Annotated in this window: 11 protein-coding genes; 10 read left to right on the forward strand and 1 reads right to left on the reverse strand. The window is 40.5% G+C overall.

Annotation, left to right across the window (positions count from 1 at the left end):
- The first annotated feature begins 3 nt into the window (after window positions 1–3).
- Window positions 4–2,340, forward strand: a complete 2,337-nt coding sequence (locus G592_RS0104400) for an alpha-galactosidase (protein ID WP_028246742.1) — start codon at window positions 4–6, stop codon at window positions 2,338–2,340.
- 113 nt (window positions 2,341–2,453) lie between these two features.
- Here G592_RS0104400 and G592_RS0104405 read toward each other — a convergent pair whose 3' ends face one another.
- Entirely contained in the window at window positions 2,454–3,731 is a 1,278-nt protein-coding gene (locus G592_RS0104405; protein WP_196801820.1) for a chloride channel protein, read from the reverse strand.
- Between the two features lie 75 nt (window positions 3,732–3,806).
- Between G592_RS0104405 and G592_RS0104410 the strand changes: the two genes are divergently transcribed.
- The 9 genes from G592_RS0104410 (at window position 3,807) to G592_RS0104450 (ending at window position 14,298) form a co-directional block, all read left to right on the forward strand.
- The gene (locus G592_RS0104410) at window positions 3,807–4,733 is read left to right on the forward strand and encodes a diacylglycerol/lipid kinase family protein (RefSeq protein ID WP_028246744.1); all 927 of its coding nucleotides are present in this window, start codon (window positions 3,807–3,809) and stop codon (window positions 4,731–4,733) included.
- A gap of 136 nt (window positions 4,734–4,869) precedes the next feature.
- Complete coding sequence (locus tag G592_RS0104415; RefSeq protein WP_028246745.1) at window positions 4,870–5,982, forward strand: DUF5692 family protein; 1,113 nt, start codon at window positions 4,870–4,872, stop codon at window positions 5,980–5,982.
- A 92-nt stretch (window positions 5,983–6,074) separates the two neighbouring features.
- Entirely contained in the window at window positions 6,075–7,835 is a 1,761-nt protein-coding gene (locus G592_RS16925; RefSeq protein WP_051194757.1) for an HD-GYP domain-containing protein, read from the forward strand.
- The gene (locus tag G592_RS0104425; protein WP_028246746.1) at window positions 7,828–8,589 is read left to right on the forward strand and encodes an MBL fold metallo-hydrolase; all 762 of its coding nucleotides are present in this window, start codon (window positions 7,828–7,830) and stop codon (window positions 8,587–8,589) included. The genes G592_RS16925 and G592_RS0104425 overlap by 8 nt, the downstream gene beginning before the upstream one ends.
- Window position 8,590: 1 nt before the next feature.
- Window positions 8,591–9,430, forward strand: coding sequence for a DNA-3-methyladenine glycosylase 2 (locus G592_RS0104430; RefSeq protein ID WP_028246747.1), 840 nt, complete (start codon window positions 8,591–8,593; stop codon window positions 9,428–9,430).
- Window positions 9,431–9,454: 24 nt separating this feature from the next.
- The gene (locus G592_RS0104435; protein ID WP_028246748.1) at window positions 9,455–10,369 is read left to right on the forward strand and encodes a cobalamin biosynthesis protein CobD/CbiB; all 915 of its coding nucleotides are present in this window, start codon (window positions 9,455–9,457) and stop codon (window positions 10,367–10,369) included.
- Window positions 10,370–10,468: 99 nt separating this feature from the next.
- A complete protein-coding gene (locus G592_RS17935; RefSeq protein WP_255405294.1) occupies window positions 10,469–10,603 on the forward strand; it encodes a hypothetical protein in 135 nt (44 codons plus the stop codon).
- A 43-nt stretch (window positions 10,604–10,646) separates the two neighbouring features.
- Complete coding sequence (gene alaS, locus G592_RS0104445) at window positions 10,647–13,298, forward strand: alanine--tRNA ligase (protein WP_036951736.1); 2,652 nt, start codon at window positions 10,647–10,649, stop codon at window positions 13,296–13,298.
- 211 nt (window positions 13,299–13,509) lie between these two features.
- Complete coding sequence (locus G592_RS0104450) at window positions 13,510–14,298, forward strand: hypothetical protein (RefSeq protein ID WP_028246750.1); 789 nt, start codon at window positions 13,510–13,512, stop codon at window positions 14,296–14,298.
- The last annotated feature ends 19 nt before the right edge of the window (window positions 14,299–14,317 follow it).

The raw sequence follows: 14,317 nt of genomic DNA on the forward strand, positions 1-14,317 counted from the left end.
AAAATGATAAAAGCTGATGGTAAAGTATTTATTTTAAATACTAACAATACTACATACGCATTTCGCGTATTAGAGACAGGTCAGCTGGAACATTTGTATTATGGAAGGCTCATCCACGAGGATGAGCCATCTGTGCTTAATGAAAAGCGCGCATTTGCTCCAGGAAATACTGTTACTTACAATTCTGAGCATCCTGAGCTTACTTTGGAGGATGTCAGACTTGAAACTTCAGCAATTGGGAAGGGTGATTTCAGGGAGCCTATGGTAGAGGTAATCTGCGCTGATGGCAGCAGCACACTTGATTTTGTTTATGACAGCTATCAGGTAATTAACTGTAAGCCAGAGCTTCAGGGACTGCCTAGTTCATATGATGAGGATGACAATGCCAAGACACTTGAGGTTACATTAAAGGATAAGAATCATGGATTTACATTGGTGCTTTCTTATTCAGTGTTTGAGGAGTGTGATGTAATTACACGTACTGCCAGATTTATTAACAGCTCAGATGAATCTGTTAAGCTTACACGTATGCTTTCCATGATTCTTGACTATGATAGAGCAGGCTTAAAGGTAACTTCATTCCACGGTTCCTGGACAAGAGAAATGAACAAGGCTGATATGATTCTTACAGCAGGAAAGCTTGTTAATTCATCTTTTACAGGCACAAGTTCTAATCGCTGCAATCCCTTCTTTATGGTCGCAGAAGCTGATACCACAGAGACTGATGGCGATGTTTGGGGATTCAACCTTGTATATTCAGGCAACCACTATTCAGCTACTGAGGTATCACCTTGGGGAAAGACAAGAGTTGCCTATGGTATCAATCCACAGAACTTCTCTTGGACACTTGAGGCAGGAGAGGAGTTCCAAGCTCCAGAGGCAGTGCTTACATATTCTGGCGCTGGCTACAGACAGATGAGTCTGAACATGCACGATTTTGTTCGTGAGCACATCACCAGAGGCACTTGGAAGTATAAGGAGCGTCCAATTCTTATCAACAGCTGGGAGGCATCATATTTTGATTTCACAGACAAGTCTCTTGTAAAGCTTGCAAAGACTGCCAAGGATACAGGCATGGAACTTTTTGTTATGGATGACGGCTGGTTCGGCGAGAGAAATGATGATAAGAGAGCTCTCGGAGACTGGGATATCGTAAATACGAAGAAGCTTCCAGGTGGCCTTGAGGGACTTGCAAAGAAGATTAACGACCTTGGTCTTATGTTTGGTCTTTGGGTGGAGCCTGAGATGATTAATGTTGACAGCGAGCTTTATCGCAAACATCCAGAGTGGGCTATCGACATTCCGGGAATGGATCACGCTGAGGGACGTAATCAGAGATTACTTGACCTTTGCAATCCAGAGGTTGTTGATTACATGATAGACAGAATGAGCGAAGTTTTCGCTACACCTGGTCTTTCATATATCAAGTGGGATATGAACCGCAACTTCTCAGATTACTATTCAAAGTATCTTCCGGCTGAAAAGCAGCAGGAGGTTAGCCATAGATATGTTCTTGGATTCTATAGACTCCTTAGAACACTTGCAGAGAAATTCCCTGACATTCTTATGGAGGGATGCGCATCAGGTGGAAACAGATTTGATCTTGGCGCCCTTTGCTATTACCCACAGATTTGGGCAAGTGATAACACAGATGCAGTAAGCCGACTTACAATTCAGAATGGTTATTCATATGCATATCCACAGAGTACATATACAGCTCATGTATCTGCATGTCCAAACCATCAGACACTTCGTGTGACACCTATCGAGAGCCGTTTTGCTGTAGCAAGCTTTGGTGTACTTGGTTACGAGCTTAATCTTAATGAGGCAAAGTCTGAGGACATTGCCAGCGTTAAGGCTCAGATAGAACTTTATAAAACATACAGAAAGACACTTCAGTTCGGAGATTTCTATCGCCTTAAGGATGGAAACATCTACGAGTGGAGTATTGTGGATAAGAATAAAAACACTGCTGTAACTATGCTTATGCAGCGTGAGATTATGGCAGGAGAGCAGTATCTTAGAATAGATCAGGCCGGGCTTGATAATGATTCTAAGTATCACTTCTTTGGAAGAAAGCTTGAATATAATCTTAAAGGATTTGGAGATTTAGTTAATACAGTAGCGCCTGTTCATATCAAACAGGACGGCGTACTTCATAACGTAATTGCGAAGTTCGTAAAGATGCCAGGAGAGAATGAAGACTTTGTAGCTTCAGGAGATACACTTAACAATGCAGGTGTAAAGCTTTCACAGTCCTTCGTAGGAACAGGATATAACGAGCAGGTTCGTTACTTCCCAGACTTCGGAGCACGTTTATATTTTGCAGAGAGAATATAATAAAAGCAACTTGTAGCTATCAATCTCTTAGAGTTACTCAAGCGAAACTTTCTATGTTGAGCGGAGTAATTCTAAGGATTGAGAGCGTAACAAGTTGCTTTTTATTTTGACTTTTACTGTACTTTTTTATCAATGTAGTTGCTTTTGTATTTACTGTATACAATCTTTTGTGCTTTGTACAATCCTGTGTATCCTGATACCCAGTAAGAGAAAGCTACTGCTAAAAGGAAGTAAGGCATTGGCTCGTAGCCGAATAATTCAAAGCAGATAAGTAAGCTTGATATTGGACAGTTGGTAACTCCGCAGAAAAGAGCACCCATTCCTACGGCAGCCATAAGTGGTGCCGGAAGACCGAGGATTGGTCCCAGCGCAGCGCCTAAGGTCGCACCTATAAATAATGTTGGAACGATTTCACCACCTTTATATCCGCAGGATAATGTGAGGGTGGTGAAAATTATTTTAAGTAAAAAGAACTGTAATCCAATAGTTGCACCTGTAAAGCAGGATGCGATGATTGCAGAACCTGTACTATTGTAAGTCTGGTTTCCGACTAAAAGAGTAAGTATAAGAACTGAAGTACCACCAACAACAGCTTTTATGTATGGGTTAGTGAGCTTTCCTGAAAGGAACTCTTCATATTTATGCAGACAGGTACAAAACAATATTGATACGAAACCGCATATTACAGCGAAAACACATATTAAAACTGCGTTCTTAACTCCAAATGAAGGAATGTCAGGGATGAGATATTCATCAGCACCTAATCCCATTTTAGCTGCTATAGCTCTTGCTACAAGTGAAGAAATAACACATGGTACCAAAGCAGCATAGTGCATGATTCCTACAGAAATAACTTCCATAGAAAAAATTGCGGCAGCCATTGGTGTTCCAAACAATGCTGAAAAGGCTGCACTCATTCCACACATAATCATAGTTTTTTTATCTGTAGAATTAAGTCTGAAGGCGCGTCCAATCCCATTTCCAATGGCACCTCCCATCTGAAGAGCAGCACCCTCACGTCCGGCAGAACCACCGATTAAATGTGTAATGCAGGTGGCAATAAAGATCAGTGGAGCAAGTCTAAATGGAAGCTTTTCATCAGATTGAATGGCAGCAATAACGGTATTTGTTCCGCTGTCTTTTTCCTTTAGAACGGTTTTGTATATAAATGTAATAATGACTGCACCAACAGGTAGAAAATATATAATCCAAGGATGGGCTTCTCTTGTTTGAATAACAAATCTCATGGAAAGACCAAAGGCTGATGCGAAGGCACCAACAAATAATCCTACAAGTATTGAAGCAATTGTCCAGGATACTACAGACAATGCGCGATGGCCGTTGTGGTCTATTTTATGATAGGCTTTTTTCTTAAATTCGTCGTTAATCATGGTGTTCCACCTTTCTTTTTTATCGATAGTTTATATGCTATCATTATTACATATTATAGAAAAGGTATTTTTATTATGAAGAATGTTTTTATTGTAAACAAAGCATCAAGAACAGGAAAAGCGGCTGATACCTGGGCGAAAATAGATGAGTATTTGAAAAATAACAAAGTGGAATACCAAATCTTTTTTACTGCAGGAGCAGGTGATGCTACAGAATTTGCCCGTCAGGCTACAAGCTCGGGGGAGAAGGTAGGTCTTTTTGTTATGGGGGGAGATGGCACTTTAAATGAGGCTTTGAATGGAATAGCTGATTTTGAAAATACATTATATACCCCTTTGCCATCTGGTTCTGCAAATGATTTTGTGAGTGGTATTGGCCTTCAGGGGGATGTCGTTGATATTCTCGATAGAGCATTAAACACAGAGGAATACAAAATATATGATATAGGTAAGGTTATATATGAAGGCGGGGAGAGACTGTTTGGGGTCAGCTCTGGGATTGGAGTAGATGCCTATGTGTGTTTACAGGCTTTGACCAGCAGGTTAAAGAAATTCCTCAATAGATTTGGCCTGGGCGCTGCCACCTATGGGCTCCTTACTGTAGGTGATATTTTTACCATGCCATTTATCGATGGTGAAATTACCACATGGTTTAAAGATGAAAAGAGAGAGTTTTATTTTAATGGTACTATCTTTGCAGCAGCTATGAACTGTAAGGCCGAGGGTGGTGGAATACCTATGGCGCCAAATGCCAGACCAGACTCAGGATACCTAACAGCTTTTTGTGCTCATGATATAAGTAGACTGAAATGTCTGTGCCTGTTACCATTTTTAATAGCTGGAAAGCATGAGGGTAAGCCTGGTTTTAATTTATTAAATTTTGATAAAATCCATATCAAATTAAAATCGCCAATGTGCCTTCATGTAGATGGGGAACACGTTGGATTTTTTGAGGAAATTCGCTTTGAGTGTTTGCCCCATGCCCTGAAAATACGTGGCTGATGCTTATACAATTTATAAAAAAACTATTAAATAATCCACAGCTGTCGCATTGTTATTTTCTTTATACAAGGGTATAATGTTATAGAAAGTAACGGGGAGATTATTCTCAAAAATAATTAATAAGGAGGATGGAAATATGATTTTCCAAATTACTAATCTTTGGCAGATTCTTGGCTGGTGCTTAGTATTTGCTGGATTAATTCTCATGAATGAAATCGGCCGTCGTACAAAGGTCGGTGGAATGATTATCTTCGTAATCATCCCAGCTATTCTTACAGTTTATTTCATTCTTGCACATGTTGGTATGTTCGGTGGCGCAGCTAACCCTACAGTTGCTTATATGGATGGATGGTTCCACTACTTCAAGCTTTACGCAGCAGATATCGGATGCGTAGGTTTCATGATGATCAAGTACAAGTGGGGCATCGGTAAGGAAAAGTGGTTCGCATGGTGGCCTTGGTTTATCGTTGCAGCAAACATCATGATTGCTAATGTTTCTGATATGGAGTCTGCACTTGCAGCTTATCAGATTTCTGGTACTCTTTCAGGTGCTTGGTGGGCTTCAAACGAAGGTGTATTCATCTACGGTGGATGGTGGAACGTTGTTAACGCTATCGCTGGTATGATCAACATCTTCTGTATGACAGGATGTGTAAAGCTTTACACATCAAATGACAAGAATCAGTCAGATATGATTTGGCCAGACATGACAGTTTGGTTCATCATTGCATATGATGTATGGAACTTTGAGTACACATACTTAAATCTTCCTACACACACATGGTACTGTGGTGTTGCACTTCTTCTTGCTCCTACATTTGCTAACGCACTTTGGAACAAGGGTGCATGGATTCAGAACCGTGCTAACACACTTGCAATCTGGTGCATGTGGGCACAGGTAGTACCACTCTTCCAGCTTAAGGGTACATTCGCAGCTGTTCTTCCTCGTGTATACGGTGGCGCTACAGAGGCTGGTATCACAACAATGGATCTTTATGAGAAGGCTATCGCTCTTTACAATGCAGGCCAGGGCAAGACAGCAGCAGCTGGTGAGGCTATTGCAGCAATGGGTATCACAGCAGATCCTACAATGCAGGGCTTCGTAGCTATGATGGCACTTGCTGTTAACGTTGTATGTATCTCTGTTATCATCAGAAATGCAATCAGAATCGGTGGAAACCCATATTCTAATTGCGTATTTGAAGGAACAAAGGATTTCGACGAGGCTATGGCACGTGCAGCTAAGTAATTAATTTCACAGATTATTCTAAGCCCGGACAGTTTATCTGTCCGGGCTTATTTGTTATAATCAATTATAGTGGGGATAAGTGGGGGCTGATAATGGATATTATTAGGGGTTATGGAACAAGGCCACGTTGGCAAAAAACAGCTACGTTTTGTTTGTTGATGGCAGTCTGTATAGGCATCAACTTTTGTGGTGCTTTTTTTGCTAAACTTCTTGGCTTGCCCCTTTATTTAGATTGTATAGGTACCATGCTGGCATCTATGCTTGGTGGATATATATCAGGTATTTTTGTAGGATTGTTCAGTTCTATCTTAAATGGTATTTTTAGCGATCCGCGATTGGTTTCATATGGCGCTCTTAATGTTTTTATTGCCATATTTACAGCATGGGCATGTACCCATAAATGGTACAAAAAGCCTTTAAGATTTTTTACAGCAGTAATAATATATGCATTTTTAGGTGGATTTTTAGGCTCTATTCTTACTATTGTTCTTTACGGGTTTGGAAATGGAGTAGCATCTGGCTCTGTTGTTTATTGGTTTTCCGACATGGGAATGCCTAGATTGCTTGCTGAGATGCTAGGGGATTATTGTGTTGATATTCTCGATAAGTTTATCTCTTTTACAATAGCTGTTTTTGTCTGCACGGTTATGCCTAAGCAGATTAGAGGAAAGTTTAAGATTCATTCCTGGAAGCAGATGCCACTTAAATCAGACGCAGTACAAATCCTGCTAAACAATAAGACCAGAGGAAGATCTCTTCGAAACAAGATTATTTTCGTTTTGATTTTAATGGCCACTCTTATTGCAATAGTTTCAATTTCTATCAGTTATGCTTTATTTGTAATTACAATCGAAGCTTTTGCGAAAAGAGAGGGCGTAGTAGTTCCAAACTTTGTACTGGAAATATGGTCTGAAAAGTACCTGGTAAATCAGCTTTCGCTTTTTATAGGTGTATTTGTTTTTATCATTGTATTGTTTTTATATATAGCCAGATATCATCTGATTTTGCCTCTTAATTCCATGGCATATACTTTGGGATACTATTCCGACAAGGAAAATCGTTCTTTCGAGGAGATGGCAAAGGTTTTCGACGGACTTAGGATTCACACAGGTGATGAAACAGAAAACCTCTATCTTTGTATCGCTGATATGATTAAGGAGAGTGCTAATTATCTGGCAGATATTCAGCATAAGAATGCTACGATTTCCGACATGCAAAATGCAATGATTATTGTTCTTGCAGATATTGTAGAGAGTCGAGATCACAATACAGGAAATCATATTAAAACTACAGCTGAATATGTTGAGTTGATTATTGATGAGATGCTCTTTGAAAATATATATCAGGACCAGCTTACATCAAAGTTTATTTCAGATGTTTATCAGTCAGCACCTCTGCATGATATCGGTAAGATTAGCGTCAGTGATGTAATTCTTAATAAACCAGGCAAGCTTACTGATGAAGAATTTAATCTTATGAAAAAGCACACAATTGAGGGTGCAAAAATCATAGATAAGGTAATAGATACTGTCCCAGATTCAGATAATATTTATTTGAAGGAAGCTCGCGATTTGGCACTTTATCATCACGAGAGATGGGATGGCACAGGATATCCATATGGCATTGCAGGAGAGGAAATACCTCTTTCAGCCCGAATAATGGCGGTAGCAGATGTATTTGATGCCCTTGTATCAAAGAGGAGTTATAAAGAAGCCTACGATTTTGATAAGGCTATTAGCATAATAGAAGAAAGTGCGGGAACTCACTTTGACCCGTTGATTGTAAAAGCATTTATCAATGCTAAAGAAAAAATCAGAATAATTACAGAAGAGAAGGACTCGATTAATGACTAAAGTTTATTACTTGATGCATAGCTCTTTTTTAGTGGAGCTTGAAGACAGATATTTGCTTTTCGATTATTTTAACAAAGCTGTCTGTGAGGAGGTGGTAGCCTACAGAGGTTCGCTACCAGAACTGGATTCCAACAAAGCACTTTATGTGTTTGCCAGCCACAGTCACAAGGATCACTGGTGGCTTGAAAATCTCAGACTGGCAGATGACAGAACAAATGTGAAATTCATCCTTTCTAAGGACATTCGCCTTGGCAGGAATTACTTAACAAGAAATGGCTTTGATTTATCCATAAAAGATAAAATTACATTTGTTGCACCTCTTAAAAAGTATCAGGTAGATGATATGACTATCGAGACACTTCGTTCTACTGATGCCGGAGTGGCATTTGTGATAAATGTAAATGGCATGAATATTTACCACGCAGGTGATTTGAACTGGTGGAACGCAGAAGGCCGTGGAGAACTTTATGGTGAGGTTTACGGCCGTGAATATAAACGTGCCTTAAAACCAATTATGAACAGACATTTTGATTTAGGTTTTGTGGTACTCGATTCCAGAATGGGAGAAGATGGTTACTTCCTGGGAATGGAGCACTTTGTTAAGAATATTGAGTGTGACTATATTTTCCCAATGCATATGTGGGGCCAGTACCAGTGGGTTGAAAGATTTAAGAATCGTCCTGGCATGGCCAATCTGAAGGACAGAATTATCGACATCGACCAGGAAAATATGATTTTTGAAATAGAGGACTAGAATGGTTTTTAGCAAGAGCCTTACGGCTGAGGAATTTAATCCCGAGGTCATCATGAATTCTGGACAGGTTTTCAGAATGAAAAAGGAGACTAAGGGAGCTGATGGCATGCCAGATACTTACAGTGCATGCTCAGGAGATAATGACATATATTTTTATTTGAACAGAGAAAAGGACACCTGGGATTTTGCCTGCGAGGAAAATCAGTGGGATTTCTGGCAGAGATATTTTGATTTTGATACAGATTACATTGCTTTTAATGACAAAATTCGAAGCAGCAGTGATAAATTTTTGAAGGATGCATTGAAGGATTCCTTTGGAATGCGTATCCTCAGACAGGATTTGTGGGAAGTATTTATTTCTTATGTTATTTCCCAGAATAATAACATCCCAAAGATTAAGAAATCTATCCAGATTTTATGTGACAGATATTCTGATGGAATACATTTTCCAAAGGCTGAGACATTGTCCTACATACCTGAGGCGGAGCTGATGGATGGCACAGCTTTAGGCTATAGAGCAGATTACATCATTGGCATTTCACAGAAGGTGGCAGCAGGTGAGCTGGATATAGAAAAAATAAGCAAGCTGCCATATGATGAAGCTTATGGAAAGCTTCTTGAAATAAAGGGGATTGGGCCAAAGGTAGCCAACTGTATTATGCTATATGGGTTCCATTTTATGGAGAGCTATCCAATCGATACCTGGATGAAAAAGATTATTACAGAAGATTACAGTTCCTATACAAAGGACAAATATCTTGAATATATCAATGATTGTTACAGCGGATATCAGGGATATGTACAACAGCTTCAGTTCTATCACAAACGTAAATCAAAATGATTAACTATAAAAAGGGATTGAATAATGTTTAAATTACACATTTTCGCGTTACTATTAGGCACAATTTTAGACTTTATAATCGGTCCGCTTTACACCGTATGGAACCCATTTGATTCCATAGGTCGTTGGATCAAATTCCTGGACAGAGCACTTTTAGGGGATGAGATAATTCTCCTGGAGGATTCAAAGCAGAAAAATCTTGGACTTTGGATTCTGTTTTTAGTGTTACTTCCTGTGGTGGCAGTGGTAAGCTTCTTCGTGATTTTGGGATACGAAATAGCTCCTTTTGTAGGGGTGATTATTGAAGCTATCGCCACATATTTCTGTCTCGAAGCCAACCGTCTTTTTTATCTGGGAAGAGAAGTGATGAATTCCTACTACGGAGATGGAATTCCTGCTATGAGACATGCCCTTGAGCTTCTCACTGGAGGGGATGTGGAAGAGGATGATGAGGAAAGCCTGACTGCAAGAGCTGTTACCTATATAGCTAACGAGGCGGGGGATAGTGTTGTTTCACCACTTTTTGTTATGTTTCTGTTTGGACCTGTTGGAGGCTTCATCTATCGCACAGTTGATTTGATGGACGCCAGACTGGGCCATAAGAATAAAAGATATAATGAATTTGGGTTCTATACTGCCAAATTTAATCAAATTATTGACTGGCTTCCAGGAAGAATTTCCGGCGTGCTTGCAGTGTTTGCAGCAAGATATACCTTCGGAGATTTCCACGGAAAAAATGCCAGATACATCCACCTGAGAGACAGATATAAAGCTATCTCAGCATTTGCCGGAGCAATCGGTATTTGTCTTAAGGATGAAAGCATTGGAGACGCTGACAAAGTAGCAGAACCAAAGGACATCAGGATTGCTACAGCTCTTATGAGAAACATGTTTTTACTCTGTCAGCTGTTTTTAGTGATTTTATTGTTATTTTTCTGAAATACTGGTGGAATTTGAAAATAGTTTGCATTATAATTTGAGTAAGTATGTAATAAAGGTTTAATTGGTTACAAATATTGTGATTTAGGAGGAATTGCCATGTCTGCATTTTTATCTACTTTTGCAAGTTATCTGATTAAAATGATCATACTGGTTGCGCTAGGGATCTGCGGAGGCTTCATTGGAGTTAAGCTTCGCAAGTCAAAAAATAGGAAAGAAGGTATTGAGGAGTAATCCTTCGTCTTCTTCCAAGTAATATATTTTGGAGGACTTTGTTTTGAATAACGGTGTTAATGATTTACGACGCGCCTACTTGGAGTTCTTTGAGAGCAAAGATCATCTTTGCCTCAATAGCTTTTCTCTTGTACCACAGAATGACAACTCTTTGTTGCTCATCAACGCTGGTATGGCACCACTTAAGCCATACTTCACAGGTCAGGAGATTCCACCAAGAAAGCGCGTCACTACATGTCAAAAATGTGTTAGAACAGGTGATATCGATAATGTAGGTAAGACGGCTCGCCATCTTACTTTTTTTGAGATGCTTGGTAACTTCTCTTTCGGAGATTACTTTAAGCACGAGGCAATCGCATGGTCTTGGGAGTTTCTTACAGAGGTTCTTAAGCTTGATGCAGATCGCCTTTACCCATCTATCTACGGAGAGGATGAGGAAGCATTCGAAATCTGGACAAAGGAAGTTGGTGTAGCTCCAGAGCGCATCACACGTTTCTATCGTGATCCTGAGACAGGCGAGTGCGACAACTTCTGGGAACACGGTGCAGGTCCTTGTGGTCCTTGCTCAGAGATTTACTACGACCGTGGTGAGAAATACGGATGCGGAAAGCCAGATTGTAAGGTTGGTTGTGATTGCGACCGCTTCATGGAGGTTTGGAACAACGTATTTACACAGTTCAATGGTGATGGCCATGGCGGTTATGAGGAGCTTTCTCAGAAGAACATCGATACAGGTATGGGTCTTGAGCGTCTTGCAGTTGTTATGCAGGATGTAGATTCAGTATTCGATATCGATACAATGAAGGCTATTCGTGACAAGATTTGTGAGATGTCAGGAAAGAAGTATCAGGTTGATGCTCTTGATGATGTTTCTATCCGTCTTATCACTGACCATATTCGTTCATCTACATTCCTTATTTCTGACGGTGTTACACCTTCAAATGAGGGTAGAGGGTACGTTCTTCGTCGTCTTATTCGTCGTGCTGCTAAGCATGGTCGTGCACTTGGTATTTCAGGTACATTCATGGCTAAGCTTTCAGAGACAGTTATCAACGAATGTAAGGATGGTTACCCAGAGCTTTGGGAGAAGAGAGAATTCATCTTCAAGACTCTCACAGCTGAGGAAGAGCAGTTCAATAAGACAATCGACAATGGCCTTGAGATTCTTGCTGGTATGGAAGAGAAGCTTGTTGCCGCAGGTTCTAAGGAGCTTTCAGGTGAGGATACATTCAAGCTTTACGATACTTACGGATTCCCTGTAGATCTTACTGCAGAGATTCTTGAGGAAAAGGGCTTCACATACGATGCTGCAGGCTTCGAAGCTTGCATGGAGAAGCAGCGTCAGACAGCTCGTGCTGCTCGTAAAGAGACAAACTACATGGGTGCTGATGCATCTGTTTATGATGATATCGATCTTTCTGTTACATCTGAGTTCGTAGGTTATGACAAGACTACATCAGAGTCTACAGTTACAGTGCTTACTACAGAGACAGAGATCGTTGATACACTTGCAGAGGGAATGATTGGTACTATCATCGTTCCTGAGACACCATTCTACGCTACAATGGGTGGTCAGATTGGTGATACAGGTGTTATCTCTACAGCTAACGGACAGTTCACTGTTAAGGATACAATCAAGCTTAAGGGTGGAAAGATTGGTCACGTTGGTGAGATGACTACTGGTATGATTAAGGTAGGCGAGAAGGTTACACTTACTGTTGATGCTGAGCGTCGTGCTCGCATCTGCAAGAACCACTCAGCTACTCACCTTATGCAGAAGGCACTTCGTGAGGTGCTTGGTACACACGTAGAGCAGAAGGGTTCTTACCAGGATGCTGACAGAACTCGTTTCGATTTCTCTCACTTCGAGGCAATGACAGCAGAGGAAATTGCTAAGGTTGAGAAGATGGTTAACGAGAAGATTGCTGAAGGCCTTGCTGTTGAGACAGCTATTATGTCTATCGACGAGGCAAAGAAGAGCGGTGCTATGGCTCTTTTCGGTGAGAAGTATGGCGATACAGTTCGTGTAGTTAAGATGGGTGATTTCTCTGTAGAGCTTTGCGGTGGTACACACGTAAGCAACACATCAGAGATTTCCGCTTTCAAGATTCTTTCTGAGTCTGGTGTAGCCGCTGGTACACGTCGTATCGAGGCTATCACTGGTTCTGCAGTATTCGAATATTATGCAGACCTTGAGGCAAAGCTTAACGCTGCAGCTGCAGCACTTAAGTGTAAGCCAGCAGAGGTTGAAGAGAAGATTGCACACCTTCAGAAGCAGCTTAAGGAGACAAACTCAGAGCTTGATTCTCTTAAGGCTAAGGCTGCACAGGCAGCTGTTGGTGATGTTATGGATTCAGTCGTAGAGGTTAAGGGCGTTAAGCTTCTTGCTACATCCGTAGCTGGTGTAGATATGAACGGTCTCCGTGATCTTGGTGATGATCTTAAGACAAAGCTTGGCGAGGGTGTTATCGTTCTTGCGTCTGATTGCGATGGCAAGGTAAATCTTGTAGTAATGGCTACAGATGCCGCACAGGCAGCTGGCGCACATGCTGGTAACCTTGTTAAGGCTATTGCTCCTAAGGTTGGCGGTGGCGGCGGCGGTCGTCCAAACATGGCACAGGCCGGCGGCAAGAACCCAGCAGGTATTGCAGATTGCCTTGCAGAGGCAAAGAGCGTACTTGAGGGCATGCTTTAATTAAAACAATATTTAATAATTCAGAGCTTTCTTGGTAATACAAGGAAGCTCTTTTTTTGTCAACTTAAAATTCTGAACATTCAGTGAATAGATTGTGAAATGCAAGAAGAGTCAGAAAATTTACGCTACAATGACAATCGCCGCAATAGTTATATGGTATAACTATTCGTTATAAAAACACTATTGTTTTTCAATTTTAAAGGTGAAAAGTATGGAAAATGAGATTAAATGGTATCACAAGAAATGGGTGAGAATAGTGGCTGGAGTGTTGGCAGTTGTCATGATATTTACAACTGTTGGCTATGTTATGCTTCGAAATGAGGCAGATGAATTATATAAAAATCTAGCAGATTCAGACGAGTATTTGAAACGAAATAGTAGGAGTTTTTCTGACTCTTTTGATGCTGATAATTTGATTTTAAACATGAGTCAGTATAGCGATTTAAAGAAGTTGATGGAGGATGGTAAATACGAGGAGTCTATTGTCAAAGTTAAATCACTTCTTGAAACCGAGACTGATAGTGCGCGCGTTGAGCAGCTTCACGAGCTTTTATGCGAGCTGGATTATAACGTGGGAGACTACGAGGAAGCTGCAAAAGAAGCTGATATTTGCATTGACAGTTTAGAGGCTGCTAATACGTCATACCTGTTTTATTATCTTGGTGCAGTATCAAATATGCATACAGGTGAATACGATAAAAGCGTTAAATACATAGATACCATTTTGGAGCTGGGGGATGACCCACAGTTGTTCTACTACAGAGGCATTAATAATATGGCTCTGCAGGAGTTTGGAGAGGCATCTTCTGACTTTGAAAAATCCATAGAGTTGGGAAAGGATGATATTGATTTATATTACGATTTAGGAATATGTCTTATCTCAAACGGAGATGTTGATGAAGGTGTAGCAAAACTTGGATATGTAATTGATACGGACGATAGTCCGGAATTGACTGAGGCAGCCCAAAATATACTACTTGCAATGAGTCAAGAAGAGTAGGTTTTAGAGTAAAAAGTAG

Source organism: Pseudobutyrivibrio ruminis CF1b (assembly GCF_000424005.1).
GTDB classification, from domain to species: domain Bacteria; phylum Bacillota; class Clostridia; order Lachnospirales; family Lachnospiraceae; genus Pseudobutyrivibrio; species Pseudobutyrivibrio ruminis_C.

Coding starts and splice junctions, on each gene's coding strand:
- G592_RS0104400 (WP_028246742.1), top strand. CDS start 4: ATGATAAAAGCTGATGGTAAAGTATTTATTTTAAATACTAACAATACT.
- G592_RS0104405 (WP_196801820.1), bottom strand. CDS start 3,731: ATGATTAACGACGAATTTAAGAAAAAAGCCTATCATAAAATAGACCAC.
- G592_RS0104410 (WP_028246744.1), top strand. CDS start 3,807: ATGAAGAATGTTTTTATTGTAAACAAAGCATCAAGAACAGGAAAAGCG.
- G592_RS0104415 (WP_028246745.1), top strand. CDS start 4,870: ATGATTTTCCAAATTACTAATCTTTGGCAGATTCTTGGCTGGTGCTTA.
- G592_RS16925 (WP_051194757.1), top strand. CDS start 6,075: ATGGATATTATTAGGGGTTATGGAACAAGGCCACGTTGGCAAAAAACA.
- G592_RS0104425 (WP_028246746.1), top strand. CDS start 7,828: ATGACTAAAGTTTATTACTTGATGCATAGCTCTTTTTTAGTGGAGCTT.
- G592_RS0104430 (WP_028246747.1), top strand. CDS start 8,591: ATGGTTTTTAGCAAGAGCCTTACGGCTGAGGAATTTAATCCCGAGGTC.
- G592_RS0104435 (WP_028246748.1), top strand. CDS start 9,455: ATGTTTAAATTACACATTTTCGCGTTACTATTAGGCACAATTTTAGAC.
- G592_RS17935 (WP_255405294.1), top strand. CDS start 10,469: ATGTCTGCATTTTTATCTACTTTTGCAAGTTATCTGATTAAAATGATC.
- G592_RS0104450 (WP_028246750.1), top strand. CDS start 13,510: ATGGAAAATGAGATTAAATGGTATCACAAGAAATGGGTGAGAATAGTG.